21 protein-coding genes are annotated in these 25,033 nt (G+C 70.8%); 8 read left to right on the forward strand and 13 right to left on the reverse strand.

Annotated elements, in window-relative coordinates:
- Window positions 1–786 precede the first annotated feature (786 nt).
- The gene (locus JMF97_RS04235) at window positions 787–2,280 is read left to right on the forward strand and encodes a GH1 family beta-glucosidase (protein ID WP_238358769.1); all 1,494 of its coding nucleotides are present in this window, start codon (window positions 787–789) and stop codon (window positions 2,278–2,280) included.
- 31 nt (window positions 2,281–2,311) lie between these two features.
- Here the strand turns inward: JMF97_RS04235 and JMF97_RS04240 are convergent, their stop codons facing one another.
- Together JMF97_RS04240 and JMF97_RS04245 are read right to left on the reverse strand one after the other, a co-directional pair.
- Window positions 2,312–3,049, reverse strand: coding sequence for a hypothetical protein (locus JMF97_RS04240; RefSeq protein ID WP_203220352.1), 738 nt, complete (start codon window positions 3,047–3,049; stop codon window positions 2,312–2,314).
- A complete protein-coding gene (locus JMF97_RS04245) occupies window positions 3,046–3,549 on the reverse strand; it encodes a SigE family RNA polymerase sigma factor (RefSeq protein WP_203220353.1) in 504 nt (167 codons plus the stop codon). The genes JMF97_RS04240 and JMF97_RS04245 overlap by 4 nt, the downstream gene beginning before the upstream one ends.
- Window positions 3,550–3,693: 144 nt before the next feature.
- Here JMF97_RS04245 and JMF97_RS04250 point away from each other — a divergent pair, with 144 nt between their 5' ends.
- On the forward strand, window positions 3,694–4,497 hold the full coding sequence (locus JMF97_RS04250) for a DUF3152 domain-containing protein (RefSeq protein WP_203220354.1): 804 nt from the start codon (window positions 3,694–3,696) through the stop codon (window positions 4,495–4,497).
- 56 nt (window positions 4,498–4,553) lie between these two features.
- Window positions 4,554–5,783: an MFS transporter gene (locus tag JMF97_RS04255; protein WP_203220355.1), complete on the forward strand. Its 1,230-nt coding sequence runs from the start codon at window positions 4,554–4,556 to the stop codon at window positions 5,781–5,783.
- A 45-nt stretch (window positions 5,784–5,828) separates the two neighbouring features.
- Here the strand turns inward: JMF97_RS04255 and JMF97_RS04260 are convergent, their stop codons facing one another.
- The 3 genes from JMF97_RS04260 to JMF97_RS04270 form a co-directional block, all read right to left on the reverse strand.
- Window positions 5,829–6,251 carry a roadblock/LC7 domain-containing protein gene (locus JMF97_RS04260; protein ID WP_013734773.1) on the reverse strand — a complete coding sequence of 141 codons (423 nt, stop codon included), beginning with the start codon at window positions 6,249–6,251 and terminating at the stop codon, window positions 5,829–5,831.
- Window positions 6,248–8,752, reverse strand: coding sequence for a sensor histidine kinase (locus JMF97_RS04265; protein WP_203220356.1), 2,505 nt, complete (start codon window positions 8,750–8,752; stop codon window positions 6,248–6,250). The genes JMF97_RS04260 and JMF97_RS04265 overlap by 4 nt, the downstream gene beginning before the upstream one ends.
- Window positions 8,753–8,872: 120 nt before the next feature.
- Window positions 8,873–10,258, reverse strand: coding sequence for an FGGY family carbohydrate kinase (locus JMF97_RS04270; protein ID WP_203220357.1), 1,386 nt, complete (start codon window positions 10,256–10,258; stop codon window positions 8,873–8,875).
- Between the two features lie 257 nt (window positions 10,259–10,515).
- Between JMF97_RS04270 and JMF97_RS04275 the strand changes: the two genes are divergently transcribed.
- Window positions 10,516–12,426 (forward strand): anthranilate synthase family protein, encoded by a 1,911-nt coding sequence (locus tag JMF97_RS04275; protein WP_203220358.1) that lies wholly within the window; start codon window positions 10,516–10,518, stop codon window positions 12,424–12,426.
- Window positions 12,427–12,512: 86 nt separating this feature from the next.
- Here JMF97_RS04275 and wrbA read toward each other — a convergent pair whose 3' ends face one another.
- Window positions 12,513–13,130: an NAD(P)H:quinone oxidoreductase gene (wrbA, locus tag JMF97_RS04280; protein ID WP_203220359.1), complete on the reverse strand. Its 618-nt coding sequence runs from the start codon at window positions 13,128–13,130 to the stop codon at window positions 12,513–12,515.
- Window positions 13,131–13,297: 167 nt separating this feature from the next.
- Between wrbA and JMF97_RS04285 the strand changes: the two genes are divergently transcribed.
- The 3 genes from JMF97_RS04285 (at window position 13,298) to JMF97_RS04295 (ending at window position 15,857) form a co-directional block, all read left to right on the forward strand.
- Complete coding sequence (locus tag JMF97_RS04285) at window positions 13,298–13,786, forward strand: GNAT family N-acetyltransferase (protein WP_203220360.1); 489 nt, start codon at window positions 13,298–13,300, stop codon at window positions 13,784–13,786.
- A gap of 41 nt (window positions 13,787–13,827) precedes the next feature.
- On the forward strand, window positions 13,828–14,415 hold the full coding sequence (locus tag JMF97_RS04290) for an HAD family hydrolase (protein ID WP_238358824.1): 588 nt from the start codon (window positions 13,828–13,830) through the stop codon (window positions 14,413–14,415).
- Window positions 14,416–14,786: 371 nt separating this feature from the next.
- A complete protein-coding gene (locus JMF97_RS04295; RefSeq protein WP_203220857.1) occupies window positions 14,787–15,857 on the forward strand; it encodes a winged helix DNA-binding domain-containing protein in 1,071 nt (356 codons plus the stop codon).
- Here JMF97_RS04295 and JMF97_RS04300 read toward each other — a convergent pair.
- The 3 genes from JMF97_RS04300 to JMF97_RS04310 form a co-directional block, all read right to left on the reverse strand.
- The gene (locus JMF97_RS04300; RefSeq protein ID WP_203220361.1) at window positions 15,841–16,251 is read right to left on the reverse strand and encodes a hypothetical protein; all 411 of its coding nucleotides are present in this window, start codon (window positions 16,249–16,251) and stop codon (window positions 15,841–15,843) included. The two genes, JMF97_RS04295 and JMF97_RS04300, sit on opposite strands and share 17 nt — an antisense overlap.
- A gap of 128 nt (window positions 16,252–16,379) precedes the next feature.
- Window positions 16,380–17,285, reverse strand: coding sequence for a chymotrypsin family serine protease (locus JMF97_RS04305; RefSeq protein ID WP_203220362.1), 906 nt, complete (start codon window positions 17,283–17,285; stop codon window positions 16,380–16,382).
- Between the two features lie 274 nt (window positions 17,286–17,559).
- Complete coding sequence (locus JMF97_RS04310) at window positions 17,560–17,973, reverse strand: pyridoxamine 5'-phosphate oxidase family protein (RefSeq protein WP_203220363.1); 414 nt, start codon at window positions 17,971–17,973, stop codon at window positions 17,560–17,562.
- Between the two features lie 232 nt (window positions 17,974–18,205).
- Between JMF97_RS04310 and JMF97_RS04315 the strand changes: the two genes are divergently transcribed.
- Window positions 18,206–20,050: an L-lactate permease gene (locus JMF97_RS04315; protein WP_203220364.1), complete on the forward strand. Its 1,845-nt coding sequence runs from the start codon at window positions 18,206–18,208 to the stop codon at window positions 20,048–20,050.
- 164 nt (window positions 20,051–20,214) lie between these two features.
- Here JMF97_RS04315 and JMF97_RS04320 read toward each other — a convergent pair whose 3' ends face one another.
- From JMF97_RS04320 to JMF97_RS04335, 4 genes are all read right to left on the reverse strand, one after another.
- Window positions 20,215–21,804 (reverse strand): hypothetical protein, encoded by a 1,590-nt coding sequence (locus JMF97_RS04320; protein ID WP_203220365.1) that lies wholly within the window; start codon window positions 21,802–21,804, stop codon window positions 20,215–20,217.
- Window positions 21,805–21,957: 153 nt separating this feature from the next.
- A complete protein-coding gene (locus JMF97_RS04325; RefSeq protein ID WP_203220366.1) occupies window positions 21,958–23,160 on the reverse strand; it encodes an ABC transporter ATP-binding protein in 1,203 nt (400 codons plus the stop codon).
- An 11-nt stretch (window positions 23,161–23,171) separates the two neighbouring features.
- Entirely contained in the window at window positions 23,172–24,008 is an 837-nt protein-coding gene (locus JMF97_RS04330; RefSeq protein ID WP_013734785.1) for a carbohydrate ABC transporter permease, read from the reverse strand.
- Window position 24,009: 1 nt separating this feature from the next.
- Window positions 24,010–25,011: a carbohydrate ABC transporter permease gene (locus tag JMF97_RS04335; RefSeq protein ID WP_238358770.1), complete on the reverse strand. Its 1,002-nt coding sequence runs from the start codon at window positions 25,009–25,011 to the stop codon at window positions 24,010–24,012.
- Window positions 25,012–25,033 lie beyond the last annotated feature (22 nt).

A 25,033-nucleotide genomic window follows, 5' to 3' on the forward strand; every position in this document is an offset into this window, starting at 1 on the left:
ATACACCGGAAGCCCTCGGCGGCCCCACGCTCACGCATACCTGGCTCCACGTGGTCGATCGACAGTGTGCCATGGAAGCGCTCCCAGCACCAGAGATCACACTTCCGGAAGCACTCGGTTGTTTCGATCTTATTTTGGGGCTTTCACAAAGCCGTGACGGGCGTTACAGTCGCAAACAACGTCGATGGGAGCGCTTCCATCGACGGAGCTCCAAGCATTGGATTACCCGGCGCTGTGCCCACAGCAACGGGTACTAAGACCGCAGGCCGACGGCGGGCCAGCCCGGACACCGCCGTCAGCCGTCACCCCACCACAGTGAGGGGAGGTGGATCCTCAAGCCACTCGCGTGGCCCGGCTCCCGCGCGACACGCACGACTGGGACGCCAATCCGCACGTGCGTGTACCGCAACACGGTGGGGACGGGGGTTGCCCTCCCCCGTCCCCACACTAAACCCCCGTTCACGATGGGAAAAGAGGCCGACGGGTCAGACGCGCATCACCCGCGCGCCCCGCACGGCAGTATGCCCCGCCCGCCGACCGTGCGCTGCCCCGCCGACCACCTCCGGGAGCACGCCGCCGGTCCGCCCGCGGAACTCGGCGCACCCCGGTCCCGCCACACCCGATGCCCGACCGGCTGACGCCAGAACCCCCACCTTTGTCACCGCCGCCACCGCGGTCGTCCGTGATCTGCGACGATCATGCGCCAGCGGCGGCCGCCCACCCTTTACGCTGTATTGGGAGCGCTCCCGAGGGGCGCGGCGGCCACCCCACCCACGAGGAGAACCCATGTCGATGCTCACCAGGCGCCACCTGCTGCGCCGCGCGGCGCTGTCGGCCACCGCCGTGACACCGGCCGGCGCCGCACTGGGCGCGGTCACCACCGCAGCCGGCGCCACCGCCCTTGCCGGCTGCCAGCCCGGCGAGGACGTCGCACCCACCGAGCCGACCGCCAGTTCCGCCGCCCGGTTGCAGTTCCCGGTGAACTTCGGCTGGGGCGCGGCCACCTCGGCGTACCAGATCGAAGGCGCCGCCAAGGAGGACGGCCGGGGCGAGTCGGTCTGGGACACCTTCAGCCACACGCCGGGACGCATCCGCAACGGCGACACCGGTGACGTCGCCGCCGACCACTACCACCGCTACGCCGAAGACCTCGATCTGATGCGCGACCTGGGGCTGCGCAGCTACCGGTTCTCCATCTCCTGGCCGCGCATCCAGCCCGACGGCACCGGCGCCGCCAACCAGCGGGGCATCGACTTCTACCGCCGCCTGGTCGACGGGCTGCACGAGCGCGGCATCTCCCCGATGGCCACCCTGTTCCACTGGGACCTGCCGCAGACGCTGCAGGACGCCGGCGGCTGGGAGTCCCGCGACGTGGCGTACCGCTTCGCCGACTACGCGGCGACCGTGTTCGAGGCGCTCGGCGACCGGGTGCCCGTCTGGCTCACCATCAACGAGCCCAAGACCGTCGTGCAGAACGGCTACCTGTTCGGCCACCACGCCCCCGGCCGGCAGGACCCGGACGCCGCCTACCTCGTCGCCCACCATCTGCAACTCGCCCACGGCCTCGCGGTGCAGGCACTGCGCGCCGAGGATGGCGCCGGCCGCATCGGGCCGGCCTTCAACCTGCACCCCTGCTACCCCGCCGACGACTCGCCCGCCGCCGCCGAGGCCACCCGGCTGTACGACGGGTACGAGAACCGCCTCTACCTCGACTCCGCCCTCAAGGGCAGCTACCCGGAGGACGTCCTGGCCGACCTCGGGCCGACCAGTCGGATGGTCCGGGGCATCCGCGACGGCGACCTGGAGATCATTTCCTCCCCCGTCGACGTGCTCGCGGTGCAGTACTACACCCCGATCTACGTCACCGCCAACGGCGGCACGGTGCGCCGCTGGCCCACCTCCGAGGCGAGCTGGCAGCAGATCTACCCGGACGGGATGTACGACATCCTGACCCGGGTCACCCGCGACTACGGCCCGATCCCGCTGACCGTCACCGAGAACGGGCTGCCCACCCCCGACGTCCTCGCCGCCGACGGCACCGTCGAGGACACCGGCCGGGTCACGTTCCTGCGCGACCACCTGGCCGCCGCCCACCGCGCCGTCACCGACGGCGTGCCTCTGGAGAGCTTCCACGTCTGGTCGCTGCTCGACAACTTCGAGTGGGCCGAGGGCTACGACCAGCGCTGGGGGCTCATCTACATCGACTACCCCACCCAGCGGCGCGTGCTCAAGCGCAGCGCCCACTGGTACCGCCAGGTCATCGCCGACAACGCGGTGTGAGACCCGGTGACGCGCCGGGCCGGCGTACGGATCAGAGCCGCCGGCCCTGCGCGTCCCAGGCGAGGATGCCGTCGAGCCGTTGCCCTGGGCGCAGCACCTGCGGATGGAACCAGAAGACCACCACGTCGTCGTCCTCGCTCCACGTGGCCAACTCCGCCTTCAACCGCTGCCCGCCGACCGAGCCGATGATCCGGGTGGCCGGTCCGACGAAATAGCCGAACGTGGGCACCGGATCGTCGGGGAGCAGCTGCGCCGACGGCTCGTACCCGATCTCGTGGAAGCCGGGTCGGCGGTCGCTGCCCTCGACGTCGTTGATCAGGTAATCCACGGTCAGCGCGCCGGTGGCGGAACGTCGGCCGGCGACCAGACCGATCGTCACCTCGGGAGCCCGGGGCACGTCGACCTCGACGAAGTAGAAGACCCGCTCGTCGCCGCCGTACCGGATGCCGGTGCTCAGGACCGTACCGATCGGCGGCGGTGCCGGTGGCGGCGTCGCCGCGCCGACGGTCGGCTCGGTGACCTTGGCGGCAGTCGACGAGGTGGTCGCGGGCGGCGCGCCGCGCTCGGACGGATCGGGTTGGCGGAGCACGGCCGCCGCCACACCGACGGCCACCACGACGACCGAGAGCAGGGCGGCGCCGCCCCGGACCACCCGTCGCCGACGGCGCAGCCGACGTCCCTGCCGCATGATCGTGTCCACGTCGAACCGACCCCGGCCGTCCGGTTCGGTGGCCCGGATGGCCGCGCGGAGGCGATCTGTCTCGTTCATCGGTCGCCTCCCGGCGCGGTCGGCAGGTCGACAAGGGTCTGCCGCAGCCTCTCCAGGGCCCGGGAGGTGGTGCTCTTCACCGTGCCCAGGGAAACGTCGAGCTCGCGGGCGACCTGCTGTTCGGGCAGGTCGAACAGGTAGCGCAGCACGACGATCGCCCGTTGGCGGGCGGTGAGGGCGCCGAGGGCGAGTTGCAGCCAGCGCCGGGCGGTGACCTCGTCGGCGACGTCACCGCGTCGCTGGTGCGGAACCTCGTCGACCGGGTACTCCCGGATCGGACGTCGCCAGTTGTCCACTATGTAATTGATCATCACTCGTCGGGTGTAGGCGTAGGGGTCGTCGCGGCGTACCCGCGACCACGACGCATAGGTACGCACCAGCGCGGTCTGCGCGGCGTCCTCGGCCTGATGGTGGTCGCCGGTCATCAGGTACGCGGCATGGGCCAACCGGCCGGAGGCCGCCTGGACGAACTCCACGAACTCGGCGTCACCCCTGGCCATCGTCACCTCTTGCCTGCCTCACGACCGATCCTGACGAGCGAGGCCCCGAAAAGGTTGAGCCGTCGGCGGATCAACTTTCCACAGGTGCCGGTCGTCTTCCTCCCCGCCGCCCCGACCCGGGCAGGCAGTGGAGGGAGAACCATGATGTCGTACGCCCCTCGGGTGCCCGCCGATCGCGGCCGGGCGTGGGTGTCCCCGCTGGTCGCCGTCCTGCTGGCCGGTTGTGCCCCGGCGATGCCCGCGCCCGCCGCGCCGGTCGCGCCGGTCGTGACCGCGCCGCCGACCAACCGACCGAGAGTGGCCGCCGCACCGCTCGCGTCCACGCCACCAGCGCCGGTCAGCTACCCGGCGCGGGGCGCCAACCGCTGGGACGTCGCCGGTGGCGAGGCGGCACCGAGGACCGGGCCGGGTCGGCTGCTGCGCTACCAGGTGGCGATCGAGCGGGGCATCGAGGGCATCGCGCTGGCCGAGTTCGCCGCCGAGGTCAGCCGGATCCTCTCCGACCCGCAGGGCTGGAGCGCCGGTGGGCAGTGGCGGCTGCGCCGGGTCGGCCCGGACCGTCGTCCTGACTTCACCATCTATCTGGCCACCCCGGTCACCCGGGACCGGCTGTGCCAGGACGTCCCCGACGGCTACACCTCCTGCCGTAACGGTGACCGGGTGGTCGTCAACGTCGCCCGCTGGGTCAAGGGCGCACCCGGCTTCGGCACCGACGTCGACCACTACCGCCGGTACGTGGTCAATCACGAGGTCGGTCACCGGCTCGGCATGGGTCACGAACTGTGCCCGGGCCGTGGCCGACCGGCGCCGGTGATGCAGCAGCAGACCCTCGGCCTGCACGGCTGTACGCCCAACGGCCTGCCGTACCTCGACGGTCGCCGCTACTCCGGGCGATCCGGGACCTACGATGATCGGATTCCGCCGCGCGACCGGGGCCTGCCGGGCTGACCCACCGACGGCCCGGGTGGTGTCAGCCGGACGCGAGTTGCGTCTAGGCTCGCGGGATGGATCGGAATCGACGGCCACTGGGCCGGCCGTTCTGGACGTTCTGGAGCGCTGCCGCACTGGCCAACCTCGGTGACGGCATCCGGGTGGCGGCCTTCCCGCTGCTGGCCGCGACGCTCACCGACAATCCCCTGGCGGTCGCCGCCGTGGCCGCCGCCCAGTTCCTGCCCTGGCTGGTGTCCGGCCTGCTCGCCGGCGCCCTCGCCGACCGCCGTGGAGCCCGCGGCCTGCTCACCGTCGCCGACACCGGCCGGGTCGTCGTGCTCGGCACGCTCGCCGCCGCGATCGCCCTCGGCTGGGCGAGCATCGCCCTCGTGGTGGCCGCCGCGTTCCTGCTCGGCGTCGGCGAGACCATCCGCGACACGGCTAGCCAGACCGCCGTACCCCGGCTCGTCCCGGACGCCCAGTTGGAGAAGGCGAACGGGCGGCTCGTCGCCGGTGAGATCGTCGGCAACGAGTTCGTCGGCCCGCCGGTGGGGGCGCTGCTGTTCGTCGTCGGCGCCGCCATTCCGTTCGCCGTCAACGGCGCCACGCTCGCCCTGGCGGTGATGCTGGTGTTGTCCCTGCCGCTGACCCTGGCCCACCGGCCCGGCAGCGACGACGACGCCCCGGTCGCCGACGGCGACGGTGTCCTGGCCGGCCTGCGCTGGCTGGTGCGCCAGCCGATGCTACGAACCCTGGTGCTCGTCACCGCCGCCGTGGCCGCCGCCGACACCGCCTGGTTCGCGATCTTCGTGCTCTATGCCCGCGACGCCCTCGACCTCGGCGCGTTCGGCTTCGGACTGCTGCTGGCCACCGGGGCGGTCGGCGGTCTGCTCGGCTCGTTCACCGCCGACCGGCTGATCGCCCGGTTCCGCCACCGCGCCGTGCTCACCTGGTCGATGGCGGTCACCGCGGGCGTACCGGTGCTGCTGGCGGTCGTCGCCGACCGGACCGTGGCCGTGGTCGTGGTGGTCGCCACCAGCGCGGCGTTCGCCGTGCTCAACGTCGCCGCCCTGTCGGTACGGCAGCGGCTGGTGCCCGGCGGGTTGCTGGGTCGGGTCATCGCCGCTGCCCGCCTGGTCACCTACAGCGCCACGGCACTCGGCGCGCTGGCCGGCGGCGCGCTGGCCGCCCGCGCCGGCCTGGGCGCGCCGTTCGTGTTCAGCGGCGCGGTCGCCGTCGCCGCCACCGCAGCCTGGTGGCTCGCTTCCCGACCCGCCACGCCCGGTGCCCTCGGCCTGCGCTGAGCGCGATGTCACGAAGGGCCCCGGCCGCTGGGCGAGGGGCCCGGGTCAGCGGGGCAGGGCCTGCTGCAGCTCGGCGCGCAGGGCCGGGGTCAGCATCTCCCCCGCCTGCTTCGCCAGCCGGGCCATCTCGTAGCCCACCACACCGATGTCGGCATCCGCCGCAGCCAGGGTGGCCAGGATCGAGCCGTCGCGGATCTGCATCACCAGGAAGTAGCCACGGCCCATCTCGACCACGGTCTGCTTGACCACGTCACCGTCGAACATCTGGGCCGCACCGGCGGTGATGCTCATCAGGCCCGAGGTGACCGCGGCGAGCTTGTCCGCGTGGTCGCGCGGCAGGTGATCGGAGATGGCGACCAGCAGTCCGTCGGAGGACACCACCACGGCGTGCGCCACACCGGGCACCCGTTCCGCGAACCCGCTGACCAGCCAGCTGAGGTCCCGGGCCTCCTGAGACAACGTTGTCACTTGGGTCCTCCTTCACTCCATGTCCCGGGCGGTGGCACGGGTATCTCGGTGGTCTCCTCGGCCTCGGCACGTCGCACACCGCTGTACAGCTTCGACAACATGCCGCCGACCGCCTCCGGGTCCGGGTCGTGCCGCGCCACCTGCTGCTGCCCGGGCTGGGCCGGCTGGGTGACGCTGCGCAACTGGGCCATCGGCACCCGCATCGGCAGTCCCCGGTCGTTGGTGCCCCCGGTCACCGGCACCGACGGCGGTGCCGGACTGCCGGCGGTCGCCGGCGACGACGGCCCCTCCCGGGACCACCAGCCGCTGCCGGTCGACGCCGGTGCGGCCGCCGGGGCGAGCACGTCCTCCGCGCGTACCGGCACGGGGTGAGCCTGTCGGGGCACGGTGGTCGGTCGCCGCCCGGCCACCGGCAACTCCACCGGCTGCGCGGCGGTCACCGGTGCCTGTGAGCGGGGCACCGGCAGCGCGCGCGGCGACGGCACCGGGTCCAGACCCGGCGGCGGTGGGGCCGCCAGTAACGCACCGGGCAGCCGGATCCGGGCCACCAGCCCGCCGGTCCCGCCGTGCAACCGCACCTCGATGCCGTGCCGGGCCGCCAGGTGGCTGACCACGAACAGACCCATCCGCTCGACCGTCGCCACGTCCGCCGCCGGCGGCTCGGCCAGTACGGCGTTGGCCTCGGCCAGCGCGGTCGGGCTCATGCCCAGACCCTGGTCGGCGATCTCGACCGTCGCGCCGGCGCCCTCCGCGCGGGCCATCACCTGCACGATCGTGTCGGGACGGGAGAACGCGGTGGCATTCTCCAACAGCTCGGCGAGCAGGTGCACCACCTCGCCGACGGCATGCCCCACGAGATGCAGGTCGGCCACCGCCTCGTGCCGCACCCGCTGGTACTGCTCGATCTCGGCACTCGCCGCCAGCAGCACCGCGTTCAACCCGACCGGCCGGTTCCAGCGGCGGGTCGACTCGGTACCGGCCAGCACCAGCAGGCTCTCGTCGTTACGTCGCATACGGGCGGCGAGATGGTCCAGCTTGAACAGGTTCTCCAACTGGTCCGGGTCGCTCTCCTCGCGTTCCAGGTCGTCGAGCAGCTCCAGCTGCCGTTCCACCAGCACCTGGCTGCGCCGGGCGAGGTTGACGAACATCGCGTTGACGTTGCGTCGCATGTTCGCCTGCTCGACGGCCACCCCGACCGCGCTGCGGTGCACCGCGACGAACGCCTCGGCCAGCTCACCGATCTCGTCGAGCGAGCGCACCACCGCCGGCGAGACCTCGATCTGCGGCACACCGCCGGAGACCGACCGCAAGCGGGCCAACGCGTCGGGCAGCTCGATCTGCGCGATCCGCAACGCCTGCGAGCGCAGCAGGCGGATCGACCGGGCCATCGACCGGCCGATCAGCACCGAGATCAGCACGGCCACCAGCAGCACCGTGATGATCACGCCGACCATCAGCAGCGTCTCCCGCAGCTGGGCGGCGCTGGCCCGGTCCGCCTGGGTCGCCGAGTCCGCGAGGATCCCCGCTTCGAAATCCCGCAGCAGGTCATGGCGGACCTCACTGAACGTCCACCAGTCGTCGTCGGCCAGCAACGTCAGCGCGGTCGGGTTCTGGGTCAGCGCCCGTTCCTCCAGCCGGCCGGCCTGGACGAAGGGATCCTGCTGGCTCATCTGGTCGTAGCGGGTCACCTGCGCGTTGCTCGCCGCGACACGGAACGCGCCCAACGCCGTCAACTGCCGCGATCGTAGATCGTTGAGCTGCACCCGGTCGTTGTCCTGGTACCCACCGTTGCGGGCGGCGGCGTAGAGCTCCGCGCGTACCCGCGAGGAGAGATCCTTGGCCCGGGCGAACTGCACGTAGCGCAGCACCGCGTCGGACAACTCCGGCCGTTCGGCGCCCGGCGACGGCTGGGCGAGCAGGGTCAACAGCGCGTCGACCGCCCGGTGATAGTTGCCGAGGATGGTGTCGTCACTCAACACCACTGTGGTCATCACGTTGCGCATGTAGAGGATCTGCTGGTACGCCTGGTAGGCCACCGAGTAGGTCTCCGCCCAGGAGGAGTCGCCCTTGCCCACCGGCTCGGCGGCCCGGTGCAGCGCCTGCGCTGCCTGGTCGACGCCGTCGCGGTACGGCCTCAGCACCTCCAACACCTGCGCGCTCTCCTCCTCGGAGGAGGCGGCCCGCAACGCGGACAGCTCACCGGCGGTGCGGTCGCGTTCCTGCTGCAACCAGTGCACCAGGTCGGCGATCTCCGGCCCGATGCCCACCTGCGCGGCGAAGTCACTCAACGTGTTGGCCCGGCTGACCAGGCTCTGGGTCTGCACACCCGCCAGGACCAGGAAGGCGACCGACGGGATCACCAGCACCGTGGCGAGCTTGGTGCGCATCCGCCAGTCCCGCAGCCGCAGCGCCGAACGGCGGCGGTGGGGCACCACCCGGACATCGAACCGTCGCCGACGATGATTCGACACCGTCGAGGCCTGGTCCGGTCCTGCTGCCACGAGCTCCTCCTCCCACGCGTCCGCCGCGGCCCGGGGAGCGCCCGTTATCCAACCAGGTCCCGGACCAGTGTCAACGCCCTGCCCTTACGCTGGTTCAGGAGGGCACCGCCGGGCGTCACCCTATGCCGTACCCGGCGAGCTTTGATCATCCGTCTGGCCGATATCGGCCAGTTCGACGGCGTCGGCGATGCGGTCACAGGCGACCAGCGCGGCACCTGTCGCGCCGATCTCCGGATGCCGCCCGAAACGTACCTGCCGGGGTGCCAACACCTCGACGAATGCCGCCCGCCACCACGGCGAGGCGGCCATCGCCCCGCCGCCGAGGACCACCTCCACCGGTGCGCCGACGGTGGACTCCAGCGCGGCCAGGTCGTCGACGACCTGCTCGCACACGCCGTACAGCAGTCCGGCCAGCATCTGCACCGCGGTGGTGCTGAAGCTCAACCCACCCAGCTCACCCGAGCCGGCGCGACGGCTGCCCGGTGGCCGGTCACCGCCGAGGGCCACGTTCACCGGGCGCCGGTCGCCGGGCGACAGCCCCCACAGCGCCGCCTCCAGGGCCGGGCCCTCGGGGAGCCGCAACTCCCGATCGGCCCACGCGAACACGTTCCCTCCGGAGGAGTACGCCGCCCCGGTGACCACGTGCTCGTGGTCGACACGGTAGCGCCACAGCCGCGGGGGCAGCGGGGCCAGCGGCGCGTGCGCGGGCATCCGTTGCAGCAGCCGCACCGCCGACGAGGTGCCCACGGTCACCGCCGCCCGGGTGTGGTCGATGCAGCCGGAGCCGACGTTGGAGGCGGCACCGTCACCGATCGGCGGCGACCAGGACGCCCGCGCCAACGCCGGCCACCGGCGGGCGTACGCCGGACGCAGCCGTCCCCGCCAGTGCGGCGGTGCCAGTTGCGGCAGTTCGTCGCCGCCGACACCGGCCAACGCGCAGGCCTCCGGATCCCAGTCGAGGGTGCTGATGTCCAGCAGGCCGGTGCCGGACGCCTGGGACATCGACATCGGCGCGTCGTCGAGCAGCTGGCTGAGGGCGTACTCGACCAGGCCGACGAACCGGGCCACCGGGCTGCCGCACCGGGCCCGCAGCCAGGGCAGCCGCACCGACCAGTAGCAGCGGTGCCACCAGGTGCCGGTGCGTTGGTGGTAGGCATCGGGATCGACCGGGCCGGTCTGCGTCGGGGCGGGCTCGGGCCGGGTGTCCAGCCAGGTGAGCGTCGGGCCGAGCGGCTGGCCGTCCACGCCGAGCGGCAGTACGGAGTGCCACTGCGCGCTGACCGCCACCATCTCCACCTCGCGCAGCCAACCCTGCTCGTTCAACTCGTCCAGGCAGTCGAAGAGGCAGGCCAGGTAGCCGCGGGCATCGAGGGTGCCGGTGCCCTCGTCGTCGACGGTCAGGTCGATCCGACGCCGGGCCAACGCTCCCGGCACCGGCTGGATGTCGTCACCCAGCACGAGCCCACGCACCGAGGAGGTGCCCAGGTCCAGCGCGAGAATGTTCATCGCCGGTCAACGTACCCGGTGGCCCGGCGAGCACAACCCTGCCGCGTGCCCGGGTACGCCGAACGGCTTCCCCACCGCCCGCCCCGCGCGTAGCATGAGCCCATGCTCGCGCGACTGTCCTGCTGGTGGCCCGCCGACCCGGCGGCCCATCCCCGCGCGTAGCTTTCCCCACGCGGCCGCCCGACGAGGCGGCCGCCGGTCAACTCTTCCGGCCCGTGGGCCGCCCCCGACGGCGGCACCCGGCCCGAGGAGACCCGATGACACCGCTGACCGACCTGCTCGCCGCGCTCGCCGACGGCGACCCGGGCCCGTTCGCCCTGATCCGCCGCGACGGCGCCGAGCATCTCGACCTGTTCACCGGCCCGGTCGGCACCGTCGACCGGCTCGCCGACATTCCGTTGCCCGCCGGACCGGCCGGCCCCACCACGCTGGCCCTGGTGCCGTTCCGGCAGGTCGCGGAGCGGGGCTTCGCCTGCGTCGACGACGGCGTGCCGCTTGAGTGCCTGCGCATCGACAGTCGGGCCCGGTTGCCGCTGGCCGAGGTCCTCGACGCGCTGCCCGACGGCCCGGTACGCACCACCGGCGCGGCCTTCGACATCAGCGACGACGAGTACGCCGACACCGTGGCCCGGGTGCTCGCCGACGAGATCGGCCGCGGCGAGGGGGCCAACTTCGTCATCCACCGCACCCTGCACGCCCAGGTGCAGGGTGCGCCGCTGACCGCCGCGCTGGCCGCGCTGCGTTCCCTGCTGCTGCGCGAACGCGGCGCGTACTGGACGTTCGTGGTGCACACCGGCACACGCACGCTGGTCGGCGCCAGCCCTGAACGGCATGTCAGCGTCGACGACGGGCTGGTCATGATGAACCCGATCAGCGGCACCTTCCGGCACACCGGCGCGGCGGCGGACCGGGCGGCGCTGCTGCGTTTCCTCGCCGACACCAAGGAGATCGAGGAGCTGTACATGGTCCTCGACGAGGAACTGAAGATGATGGCCACGGTGGCCGAGCACGGTGGTCAGGTGGTCGGGCCGTACCTCAAGGAGATGTCCCACCTGGCGCACACCGAGTACCTGCTCGCCGGTCGCGGCTCGAAGGACGTCCGCGACGTGCTGCGGGAGACCATGTTCGCCCCGACGGTGACGGGCAGCCCGATGGAGAACGCCTGTCGGGTGATCGCCCGACACGAGCGCACCGGCCGCCGCTACTACGCGGGCGTGCTGGCCCTGCTCGGTCACGACGACACGGGCCGGCAGACCCTCGACGCGCCCATTCTCATCCGTACCGCCGAGATCGCTCCCGACGGGGCGCTGCGGGTGCCGGTCGGTGCCACCCTGGTGCGGCACTCCACCCCAGCAGCCGAGGTCGCCGAGACCCACGCCAAGGCGGCCGGCGTGCTGGCGGCCCTGGGCCTGGGACCGCAGGCGCCGACCGCCGGGTCCGGCCCGGTGGGCCGGCTCGCCGACGATCCGCAGGTACGCGCGGCACTGGCGGCCCGCAACGCGCCACTGTCCCGGTTCTGGCTGGACCAGCGTCCGCCGGGGGCACTCGCCGTGCCCGCGCTGACCAACCGTCGGGCGCTGATCGTCGACGGTGAGGACACCTTCACCGGGATGCTCGCCCACCAGTTGGGGGCGCTGGGCCTGACGGTCACCGTGCAGCCCTGGCACGCCGACGCCCCGCTGTCCGGGTACGACCTGGTCCTGGTCGGGCCCGGACCCGGTGACCCGAACAGCGACACCCCGAAGATGCAGCGGTTACGGGCCCTGCTGCGGGTGTTGCTGGCCGACGGCCGACCGACGCTCGCGGTCTGCCTCGGCCACCAACTGCTGGCCGGGCTGCTCGGGTTGCCGGTCGACCGTCGCGCCGCGCCCTACCAGGGTCTGCAACGCACGGTGCCGATGTTCGGTACGCCCCGACGCCTCGGCTTCTACGCCACCTTCACCGCCCGCGCCGCCGCCGACCGGCAGGACAGCCCGTACGGTCCGGTCGAACTGGCCCGCGACGAGGCCGACGGGGCGGTGCACGCGCTGCGCGGCCCGGGCTTCGCCGGGGTGCAGTTCCACCCCGAATCGGTGCTCAGCCCCGACGGTCTGGCCGTGCTGGCCGACCTGCTGCGGGACCTGCTGCCGGCAGCGGCCGGTGAACTCTCCCCCACCGTGCAGGCATAGCGGCGCGGATCCGGGGTAGCGCTGCTGACGGCCGGTGGCCCGGGCGGGTTTGAGAGCCCCCGCCCGGGCCACCGGTCCGTCGACGCTCAACCGGCCAGGCCCTTCTTGACCGCCGCGCCGATCTGCACCGCCCGGCGGGCGGTCAGCGCCGTCGCGGTCAGGGCGACGTCGTCCGGTGCGGTCTCGCCGTTGTTGCTGACGTGCGACGCACCGTACGGGTTGCCGGCGACGAACTGGCTGGGATCGGTGTAACCGGGGGTGACCACGATCCCACCCCAGTGGTAGAAGACGTTGAACAACGACAGCAGCGTCGACTCCTGCCCACCGTGCTTGGTGGCGGTGGAGGTGAACGCCGAGTAGACCTTGTTGACCAGCGCACCCTGGGCCCACAGCGGGCCGGTGGTGTCGATGAACTGCTTGAGCTGGGCGGCGACCATGCCGTACCGGGTCGGCGCCCCGAGGATCACCACGTCGGCCCAGCTCAGGTCGTCCAGCTGCGCCTCCTCGATGTGCTGCGTCTCCAGGTGGTGTGCCGACCACCCCGCGTTCGACCGGATCGCCTCGTCGGGCGCCAACTCCCGCACCTTGCGCAGCCGCACCTCGGCCCCCGCGTCACCGGCAGCCTCTCGGGCCGCCTGAGCCATCTGATACGTGATGCCGGTCGCGCTGTAGTAGATGACCGCCACCTTGACCTGTGCCGCCATCACACGCCCCCTTCCTCGATCATGAGCAGGCTTCGCAGTTACCCGAACTTCGCGTCGGTGAACATTCGCGGCACTGCCTGACCTGGTCGCGATCACGGCGGTATGCGCTGACCCACGCGGCGATAACGGTTGGCTCGGGCAGCCTGCCGGCTGGCATGCTCGCGGCCATGGAGATCAGGATTGCGACGGCCGACGACTGGTCGGGGATCTGGCCCTTCCTGCGGGAGATCGTCGCGGCCGGCCAGACGTACACCTGGCCCCGCGACGTCGGTGCGGAACAGGCGCGGGGCATGTGGCTGGTGCCCGCACCCGGTCGTACGGTGGTCGCGGTCGAAGCCGACGGCACGGTGCTCGGCTCGGCGAAGCTGACCCCCAACCAGCTGGGCCCCGGCGCCCACGTCGCCAACGCCAGCTTCATGGTCGCCCCGTGGGCGGCCGGGCGTGGCATCGGTCGGGCGCTCGGGCGGCACGTGCTCGACCTGGCCCGCGCCGACGGCTACCGGGCGATGCAGTTCAACGCCGTGGTGGCCAGCAACACCCGGGCGGTGGCGTTGTGGCGGTCGCTCGGGTTCGAGGTGGTCGGGCGGATCCCGGAGGGCTTCCACCACCCCGACGAGGGCTACGTCGACCTGCTCGTGATGTACCAGCGGCTCTGATCCGGGCGCTCGTCGTACGGCCGGATAGCCTGGGCCGCGTGATGCTCCCCCTGCCCTCCGGCGACTTCAAGGCGTACCTGTTCGACTGCGACGGCACCATCGTCGACTCGATGCCCCAGCACTACACGGCGTGGCGGCAGGCCCTCGACGAGTGGGGCTGCGAGTTCCCCGAGGAGTTGTTCTACGCCTGGGCCGGACGGCCGACCGCCGACATCGTCGCCGCGCTCAACGAGCAGCAACGGCTGAACATGCCGCTGGAGGCGGTCATCGCCCGCCGGGAGGCGCTCTACCAGCAGCTGCTGCCCAGCGCGGCCGGCATCCCCGGGGTGCTGCACCACATCGACGACGCCCACGGACGGATCCCGTTCGCGGTGGTCTCCGGCAGTACCCGCGAGGCGGTCACCGCCTCCCTCGGCGCGCTGGGCATCCTCGACCGGTTCGACGTGCTGGTCTGCGCCGGCGACTACACCCGACCCAAGCCCGACCCGGAGCCGTTCCTGCGCGCCGCCGAGCTGCTCGGCGTACCCCCGGAGGCCTGTCTGGTTTTCGAGGACGCCGACCTCGGGATCGAATCCGCCACGGCCGCCGGCATGGCGGCGGTACGGGTGCCGCAGCCCCGCCAGGGCTGAGCGGCGCGGTGCGGGCGGCCGGTCAGGCTTGCGCCTTTGCTCAAGAGTTCCGCAAGGTGCCCTTCATATGGTTCTCGGCCGGGCTGGAAAGCGCCATCCTGTGAAGACCGCTGCCGGCGACTTCGCATCGCCGCCCCGCGGCGGCGAACCTGAACGGGGGATCGCGCTCCGCCACCGACGAAGCTGGCGTAGCGCGATCAGGGGGGATGCCGGCTCGCCTGGATGTCGTGGCCCGCTCGCGGATGTCGTGGCCCGCTGATGTCGGTGGGCACTCCTATGCTGCGGTGGACCAGCAGCAAGGGAAGGCGGCCCACCTCGTGGCACCCACCGTTTCGACGGCGCTGACCGGCGCCGAGGCGCTCGCCCTGCGGATGGCCGGTCTCCGGTTGCGCCCGCACGCCACCGCCCCGCCGCTCACCACGGTCGCCGAGGTGGTGGAGTGGTTCGGCGCGATGCAGGCGCAGGACCTGGCCAGCGGCATGTGGTCGTTGGGCGTACGACTGCCCGGGTCGATCCACGCGGACGTGCACGCCGCGCTGGAACGCCGGGAGGCGCTGCGGACCTGGCCGATGCGCGGCACCATCCACCTGGTTCCGGCCCGGGACGCCCGCTGGCTGCTGGAACTGACCGGCGTACGCGCATTGGCCGGTGCCGCGAAGCGGCGGGAGTTCCTCGGCCTGTCCGAGGCCGAGGCCGACCGCGCCGTCGACGTGCTGGGCGCGGCCCTGGCCGGCGGCACCCGCCTGACCCGCACCGAGTGCGTCGCCGCGCTTGTCGCAGCCGGCATCGACGGCGCCGGCCAACGCGGCTACCACCTGCTGTGGTACGCGGCCCAGCGCGGCGTCACCTGCATCGCCCCCAACATCGGCACCGAGCAGACCTTCGCACTGCTCGACGAGTGGGCGCCCGACCAGCACCAACTCGACCGCGACGAGGCGCTGGCCGCCCTGGCGCTGCGCTACTTCCGTAGCCACGGCCCCACCACCCGGCAGGACTTCGCCGGTTGGACCGGCCTGACCGCCGCCGACGCGAAGCGCGGCATCGCCGCCGCCGGTGACGACCTGACCACCGTTGTGGTCGACGGCGCCGAGGCGGTGCTGCACACCCCGCTGCTGGACGCGCCCCGGATTGCGGCCGATGAGGTGCTGGTGTTGCCCGGCTTCGACGAGTATCTGCTCGGCTACAAGGACCGCGCGCTGATGCTCGACCCGGAGCACAAGCAGGCCATCATCCCTGGTGGCAATGGTGTCTTCCAGGCCACGGTCGTGGTCGGTGGCCGGGTGGTCGGCACCTGGAAACGAAGCCTGGCCAAGACCCGCGTCACTCTCACCGTGCATCCGTTGACCGACCTCGGTCCGGCCTGCCGCGAGCAGATCGAGCAGGCGCTGCACCGGTACGCCGACTTCCTCGCCCTGCCGCCCCGGGTCAGCTGGAGCGACTGAACCGCGGGTAGCGCAAGCCGGTGGCGGTCATGCTGGCGAGCGCGGCCAGCACCGCGACCGGTCCGCCAGGTCCGACCGACGGACGGACCGCAGGAACGACCGGGCCGAGGAACACGTCGGCGTAGTGGGCCATGACAACGACAGCGGCCACGATCGTGACGACACCGAGCCCACCCGCCACCAGCAGCAGCCACCCTCGACGGCCCCGCTCGATGATCGTCCCCGCAGTGACCAGGTTGAGCAGGACGGCCGCGCCGACATACCAGGCCCACCCCGGAAACTCGGTGAGGCGTACGGCCCGGTCGCCGTACCAGGCCCAGGGCAGGCCGAAGACCGCGACGAGGCTTCCTGCCGCGCCGACGACGGCAGCGACTCGAATGAGCACCTTCGACATCACGTCTTCCCACGGGTGTGCGGGCCATGACACGTGCACGGCGCTGACCGGGGCGGACCCTCGGTCGGCGCCGTGCTCGGTCAATTCGGCGGTGTCGGTGGCAGAACCTGCCGGCACCGCCGAGCCAGCTACGACGTTTGTAGTGACAGGTTGAGCACCGTCAACACGGACGGGGTCTCTGTCCAGAGAATATATTCGCCGGACCGTCCAGGATCGACATCGGTGTGGAATCCGCTCACGATTCCTCGACTCGTCAACACGCCATCGGAGCGAATCGCCCAGACCGGCCCACCGCTGTCACCCTTCGCGACCGCCGCGCAACCGGAGCACTGCCAGCCTTCAACTCCCAGCCGTACGCCCTTGCCGTCACCGAAGTCCCACTGGACGGCTTCGTGCGTCACCACGATATTGCAGCGGTTGGGGTAACTGGTGTATCCACTGTGGCACACGTACTCGCCGTCCCATGAGTACTGGGCGGCACCGAAGTTGAATACGTAGTCGTCGTTGACCCATACCTGGGACGACGCGTTCGCGTTGATGATCGCCGCATCGTGCGGATTGTTCTCCTGCTGAACCCGGCCAATTCCCGCGCCACCCTGCGCCTCGATTCCGTTTCCGACGCTGAAGCAGTGCTCGGCGGTGACGAGATATTCGGCGTTGTAGGTCCGGTCGCGAACACCGAAGGCCGATGTGCATTGATAGCCGGAGATGTTGACGTCGTGTCGGATGGGGATTCCCCCCTGCCAGGGAGCAGACGGACTGTGTCGGTCGGCAGGACGGACCGGACTGCCCTTGACGTACCGAATATCCGCCGCGTCCAGAGCGCTTACCGACAGCGACCTCGACGCGATCGAGGCCGCCCGAGCCGGATCGTTGGTGCGGACCTCCAGACCGCTGCCGTCACTGAGCAGCACTATGGAGTAGACCTGCCCCCAACCCCAGCCGGTGTCGGTGGCCTCGAGCCGCAGACCGGTCATATCCATCCCGAAGATGGCACCGTCGGCGGCGGTGAGCTGGTCGAGCACAACGGTCACCGCCTCACCACCGACCGCGCCCAGGTCCGCACCGAACTGCTCGGCGGTCAGCCGCGCGGAATCGTCACGTACGCCGCCATATGGCGGACGAGCGACTTGTCACACAGCGACTGTGCGTTCCACGTCTCGGCGGGCGCGGCGGCGAGAAGGTCGGGGAGCCGCGTACAGGTCGCCCCCCACCCAGACCTGCGGATCGGTCATGGCCGTTCTCCTCGGCTCTTGGTGCGAAGACGCCCCTCTGGAGGCCGTTTCGCACCAAGGTCCACCTGGCGGGTCAGGCGGAGAAGCGATTCACCTTCTCCGGGTGCAGGACGATGCGTACTACTCCGCTGGCACGCCACTGCTCGATCAGCGCCTGGTACTTCGGGTCACTCGACAAGCCGTAGCGGTCGGCGAGACGGGCCGCGAGGTCGGCACCGCCCTGGTCGTGGAGAGTGACCGCGCCTTCCACCGCCACCCAGTGTTCGGGCTCACCGGGTGGTGCCGCGACGACGACGGAGGCACGGGACTGTTCCCGGAGACGGCTGAGCTTCGGCGACCCCGACTCCGAGAACATCGCCAGGTCACCGCCGTCGGTCACCTCGAACCACACTGGACGCGGCGCGGGCCAACGACCGGCGCGGGGCGCCACAGTGAGGAAGGCGAACAACGGGCGGACGAGCAGAGCAAGATCCTCATCACGGAACATATCGCCCAGCCTACGACCGGCGACCCGATCCGGCTCGGGCCTCAAGGCAGCCGTACGGCATCCCGGGCGCGTCGCACCGAGCGGCTCGCCTCATGCAGTCCGACCGCCGGTCGGGGCGACTCTTCTTGTGCGCAGACAGCGCAATCGCGAGGAGGACGCGACGTAGTCGACCAAGCACACTGAGCGCATTCGTACGGCGATCGGCCGGCCGACATGCTGCCCGGAGGTGTGCGTGTACCGTCCGACCCTCGACCCGCTCGCCGATTCGCTGGCGTTGAGCGCCCTCGTCGCCGGGTTGCCGATCGTCACCCTGTTCCTGTTGCTCGGTGTGCTGCGGGTACGGGCGTGGCTGGCGGCTCTCGGCGCACTCGCCGTCGCGCTGCTGGTCTCCGTCCTGGCGTACTCGATGCCGACCGGACAGGCGCTGCTCACCGCGAGTCAGGGCGCGACGTTCGCGCTGTTCCCGCTGGTGTGGACGTTCGGCACCGCCATCTGGATCTACCGGATGACCGTGACGAGTGGGCACTTCGACGTGCTCCGGCGCTCGTTCGCCCGGGTCAGCGACGACCAGCAGGTGCAGGCGTTGGTGATCGCGTTCTGTTTCGGTTCGCTGTTGGAAGGGCTGGCCGGCCAGGGCACACCGGTCGCGATCACCACGGTGATGCTGCTGGCGCTGGGCTTCCATCCGATGAAGGCGGCCACCGTGGCGCTGGTGGCCAACACCGTGCCGGCCGCCTTCGGGCCGCTCGGCCTGCCGATCACCACGCTGGCCCGGGTGACCGACCTGCCGACGGGCGACCTGGGCGCGATGGCCGGGCGACAGGTACCGGTGATCGCACTGTTCATTCCGCTGCTGCTCGTCGGCATGGTCGGCGGTCGCCGAGGGCTGCGCCGGACCTGGCACATCGCCCTCGCCTGCGGCGTGTCGTTCGCGCTGGCCCAGTTCCTCACCTCGAACTACTTCGCGATGGCCCTGGCCGACATCGTCGCCGGGCTGGTCAGCGCCGTGGTGGTGACCGTGACCGCGCGGATGTGGCCACCTCGGCGCCACGACGACCCGACGATCGACCCCGCCGACCCGGCAGAACCCGGTACGACGTCAACGCCGGACGAGCCGGGCGGGCCGGGCGGGCCGGGCGGGCCGGGCGGGCCCGGAGGGCTGGGAGCACCAGTAGCGCAGGGAGCGCCGAGCGGCTCCGGCGGATCGAGAGCACCCGGCGGGCCGGGCGGGCCCGGAGGGTTGGGAGCACCCGGAGCACCGAGCGGCCCCGGCGGGTCGACAGAGCAGACGGTGGGGGTCGTCGGCCGCACGGATGTGGGGTCGGACCCGCCGGACAGCTCGGCTCAGGTGTGGCGGGCGTACGCCCCGTACCTGGTGATTGTGGCGATCTTCGGCCTGTCGCAGGTGCCCGTGATCGCGGACGCGCTCAACGCCGTCACGGTGACCTTCAACTGGCCGGGGCTGCACCTGCTGACCACCTCGGGCGCGCCGTCGACGTTGCCGGTCTTCCGGTTCAACTGGCTCTCCTCGACCGGCACACTGCTGGTGCTGGCCGGACTGGTGACGATGGTGATCCTGCGGGTCACTCCGCGCACCGCACTTGTCACGTACGGGCAGACGCTGGCCTCGCTGCGCTGGGCGATCCTCACCGTGTGCGGACTGCTGGCGCTGGCCTTCGTGATGAACGGCAGCGGGCAGACCGCGACTCTGGGCACCTGGATGGCCGGTGCCGGTGGCCTGTTCGCGCTGCTCTCGCCGGTACTCGGCTGGCTGGGTGTGGCGCTCACCGGCTCGGACACCTCGTCCAACTCGCTGTTCGGTGCGCTCCAGGTCACCGCCGCGCAGCGCGCAGGTCTGGACCCGGTGCTGCTCGCCGCGGCCAACGCGTCAGGCGGAGTGGTCGGCAAGATGATCTCGTTGCAGAACCTGACGATCGCGGCGAGCGCGGTGGGGCTCAACGGCCGCGAGGGTGATCTGTTCCGGCGTATGTTCGGCTGGAGCGTGGTGTTGATCTGTGCGATGGCGGTGCTGGTCGGTTTGCAGGCGACCCCGGTGCTGAGCTGGATGGTGCCGTAACGGCTCCGCCGGGTTGCCGTGCCGGTGCGGAAGACGTGGCCGCACCGGCGCATCACCCCCAGCGGTGCTGGCGGCACACCCTACTGGGTGCATCTGTTGTGCCCACGGCAACAACAGATGCACCCGGAAAGGCCAGTCAACGCACATCGGTGGTCAGGTGCGGGTCAGTGACCCCTGCGGCGGGCCTGCCGCTGCGGGTGCTGCCGACCTGGCTGACTCTGCTCACCCGAGCGCGAGCTACCCGCGAGGGGGCGGCTGCCGGAGGCGGCGCCACTGACGGCCCGGGCGGCAGCGGCCACGTCCGGCTGCCGGGGAGGCGATTGCCGCTGCACCTGGAACTGGGTGAACTGCGGCCCGGACATGTTGACGACCGAATCCGCCTCGGACGAGGAACTCGAACTCCAGTCGGTGGTCGAGCCGATCGACGAGACCCGAGTCGCCTGGAACCTGGCCCGGACGTCCTCGATCTCCGACGCGGTGGGCGAAGCGGGGGCCTCGTACTCGTTGGTCGCCATGCCGTGGTCCTGCGGCACCTGGTATCCGTTGCCGAGGTTTGCCAGAAACCCCGCCGGGCTCAACGGCTGCCCCGGCCCGTGGTAGGAGTCGTAGGCAGCCTGACTGTTGGTATGGATGTGGACGATGTCGGCTGCGTCCTCGCGATCGGCAAGCCAGGTCATCTGGGTCTGGTGATCCACAGGTACGAAGCCCTGGCCCACCTGGTCCCTGATGTGCTCCTCGCGCGCGTCGCGCTCCACCTCGAAGGAACGCAGTTGTTCCCGGGTCAGTGGCGTGTCGACGCTCGACTCCGGCATGTCGTCGCGCACCTCCTGCCGGAAGTCGACTCCGGTCGCCGCACCGCCGTACCTGCGGTAGAGATGCGGTTCGGGAATGGTCGATTGCGCCGGATTCACCATCTGGGGATCCATCACCCAGGGATCGAGTTGGACCGACCCGGGATACTCCGGTGGCCCGACGACGACGTTCGTGTGCGGGAAGGCGTACTCCGGTGCGATGTCCTCGCCGTCGTGATCCCGGTCGTAGGTGACCCGGTAGATCGGGTCGCCGTACTGGGACACCGGATCGTAGAGCGTGGCGTTGGCCGCCGCCATGGTGGAGTCGGCCATGTCGTTGCAGGTGGCCAGGCCGGTTGCGGCGGAGAGGACATCGGTCTGGGCGAAGCTTCGCAGCATGGTGGGTCGCTCGTCGTCCAAGCGCTCCTGAAGCTCCTCGACCGGCTCCCGGTCCGCGTAGACCGTCCCCTCGCTCACCTCGAAGTCCGGCCCCTGGTTCGGCCTGCGCCGCTCGGACAGCTCCGCCTGGACGGGCGCCATGACCGACGTCCGAAGCTTGAAGAGTTCCCGCTCACCCTTGTCGATCAACTTCAGCCCGTCGAGGGCAGAGCTGATCTTGTTGTAGGACCTGTCGTTGCCCTTTTCACCAGCCTTGTCCTTGAGGGTCTTCAAGGCGCTCCGCAGCGGATCACGCACGGCGGTCTCGAAGTGCTTCTGGCGATAGGCGTAGTCCCGACTCTCCGTCGAACCAGCCTCGTAGATCCGCTCATCCTCCCCCGCCCGCTGCATGTTGTGTTCCTGCCAGTTACTGACGGCCTTCGTGATGGCACTGACCTTGGCCGGGTCAGCGGTGATGCGCCGGAGCCGGTCACGATCGGTGATCCAGTGCAGCCGTTCGGCAGTGATCCGGTAGAGATCGTTGAGATCGTTCTGGCGGGCGCCTATCTGTTGCACAGGGTCCATACCAATCCTCCGCATCTGGCGCTCGATGTCGGCGCAGGCTTGACGGTGCGTACCCCCATGACGTGGCCCGGCGCGGGTCGGTTCACCGCGCGATACAACGCCGTGGGGTGCACCTGCTCCGACGACAGCAGGTGCACCCCCGTGAGGCGGGTCTCAGCCGGCCAGCGCCCCTGCCGAGCGGCCCTCGTGCAGGGTCAGGTTACGACCGTTCGACGGGTCGAACAGGTGCAGCTTCTCCAGGTTGAACCAGACCCGCCGGTCCTCCCCCTCGGTCACCGTGGACTCGGCCGACAGCCGGGTGACCAGGTTCGAGCCGGCGAGGTCGGCGGCACCGGCATCGGCGGCCAACTCCTCCAGCTCGGCGGCGGTGGCCCGGCCTCCCTCGACGGTCAGGTAGACGTACTTGTCCGAGCCCATCGACTCGACGATGTCCACCGGCGCGGTGAACTCCATGCCCCGGTCGCGGGTCTGCTCGTCGACCAGTTCGGCGTCCTCGAAGTGTTCGGGGCGGATGCCGACGATCAGCTCCCGGGGGGCATCCGCCTCGGAGAGCTCGCGACGGATCCGGTCGCCGATCGGCAGGTCACCCAACGCCGTACGCAGACGACCCTCCTCGACCGTCGCGGGCAGGAAGTTCATCGACGGTGAGCCGATGAAGCCGGCCACGAAGAGGTTGTTCGGGTGGTCGTACAGTTCCTGCGGCGGGCCGACCTGCTGGATCGCCCCTCCTCGCATGATCACGACGCGGTCGCCGAGGGTCATCGCCTCGGTCTGGTCGTGCGTGACGTAGACGGTGGTGGTGCCGAGCTGTTTCTGGAGGCGGGACACCACGGTCCGCATCTGCACCCGCAGCTTGGCGTCCAGGTTGGACAGTGGCTCGTCCATCAGGAACGCCTTGGGTTGACGCACGATGGCCCGGCCCATCGCCACCCGCTGCCGCTGGCCGCCGGAGAGGTTGGCCGGCTTGCGGTCCAGCAGCGAGGTCAACTCCAGCACCTTCGCCGCTTCCTCGACCTTCTGGTCGATGGTGGCGCGATCCAGCTTGGCCAGCCGCAGCGGGAAGGCCATGTTCTCCCGCACGGTCATGTTCGGGTACAGCGCGTACGACTGGAAGACCATCGCGATGTCCCGGTCGCGGGGCGCCTTGTCGTTGACCCGCTGGCCGCCGATGCGCAGCTCACCGGAGCTGATGTCCTCCAGCCCGGCGATCATGTTCAGGGTGGTGGACTTGCCGCAGCCGGACGGGCCGACCAGGATCACGAACTCGCCGTCGGCGATCTCCAGGTCGACGTCCCGTACCGCTGTGGTGCCGTCCGGGAACTTCTTGCTCACCTTGTCGAGCACGATGTCAGCCATGAGAAACCCACCTATCCCTTGACGGCGCCGGAGGTCAGGCCGGAGACGATGCGGCGCTGGAAGAAGAGGACGAACAGGATGATCGGTACGGTGATCACCACGGCGGCGGCGCAGATGGCCCCGGTCGGGTCCTCGAACTGCGAGGCGCCGGTGAAGAACGACAGCGCCACCGGCACTGTGCGGGACCGCTCGGTGGAGGTCAGCGAGATGGCGAACAGGAAGTCGTTCCAGCAGAAGATGAAGACCAGGATGGCCGTGGTGAACAGCCCCGGCGCGGCCAGCGGAGCGATCACCCGCCGGAACGCCTGCGCCTGGGTCGCGCCGTCCATCTTGGCCGCCTTCTCCAGATCCCACGGGATCTGCTTGAAGAACGCCGACAGCGTGTAGATGGCCAGCGGCAACGCGAAGGTGATGTACGGCAGGATCAGGCCCGGCCAGGTGTCGAAGAGGCCCAGCTGCCGCTCGATCTCGAACAGCGGCGAGACCAGCGACACCTGCGGGAACATCGCGATCAGCAGGGACACCCCGATCAGCAGCCGCTTGCCGGGGAAGTCCAGCCGGGAGATCGCGTACGCGGCCATCGCGCCGAGCACGACGGCGATCACGGTCGCGATCATCGCGATGCCGATCGAGTTGATCAGTGCCCGGACGAACTGATCCGTGCCGAAGATGTTGCGGTAGTTGTCGAGCGTCCACTCCCGCGGGATGAACTTCCCGTCGGTGAGGGTGGCCGGCGTCTTGAACGACAACGACATGATCCACAGCACCGGGATCAGGGCGAAGACGACCACGACGGCGTTCAGCAGGCCCCATTGCAGCTTGGCGCGGCGGGCGGTGGTGTCAGCCATGTCAACGCCTCTCCCCGTCGTCGCTGCCGGGGGCAGCGGTACCGAACAGCTTCACGAAGACGAACGCGATGATCGCCACGGTGATGAAGATCAGCACCGACATGGTCGAGCCGATGCCGAGGTTGAGGCCCCGGATCAGGTTGTTGTAGGCGATCATCGACACCGACGAGGTCTCGTTGGCCCCGGAGGTCAGCACGTAGATGTTGTCGAAGACCCGGAACGCGTCAAGGGTGCGGAACAGCAGCGCGACCAGGATGGCCGGCTTCATCACCGGCAACATCACCTTGGTGAACCGCTGCCAGGCGGTGGCACCGTCGGTGGAGGCCGCCTTGAGCAGGTCCTCCGGCACCAGGGCCAGGCCCGCCATCAGCAGCAACGCCATGAACGGGGTGGTCTTCCAGATTTCCGCCAGCATGATGATCGCCAGCGAACTGGCCCGCTCGGTCAGTGGCGCGCCGTCGGAGAAGAGGTTGGCCAGGTAGCCGGTGCCGGGCGTCCACGCGTACCGCCAGGAGAACGCGGCGACGACCGTGACGATGCCGTACGGGATCAGCGCCGAGGTCCGAACGATGCCGCGACCGACAAGCGTACGGTGCATGATCAGCGCCAGGCCCATGCCGAGGACCAGTTCCACGGCCACGGTGACCACCGTGATCAGCATGGTCACCCCGAACGCGGTCCACCAGAACTCGTTGGTCAGCACGGTGACGTAGTTCTGCAGACCGACGAACTCCCGCTCGGCGGGGAAACGCAGGTCGTAGCGCTGCAACGACAACCACACCGAGTAGAGGATCGGGTACGCGGTCACCGCGAGCATGACCAGCGCGGCCGGTGCGCACAGCAGCAGACCCAGCCGACGCTCGGCCCGCTTGTTCTCACTCAGCGGCGCCTTGCGCCGTCGGTTGTCCCGCTGCGCGGGCACCGCAGCGTGCCGACCGGTGCTGCGGGTGTCGGTCCCGTCGGCGGCCACGTCCGCGCCCGCCGGGGTGGCGTTGACACTCATGCTCTCACCCCCGTGTGGTGTC

Source organism: Micromonospora fiedleri (genome assembly GCF_016774385.1).
Taxonomy (GTDB): Bacteria; Actinomycetota; Actinomycetes; order Mycobacteriales; family Micromonosporaceae; genus Micromonospora; species Micromonospora gifhornensis.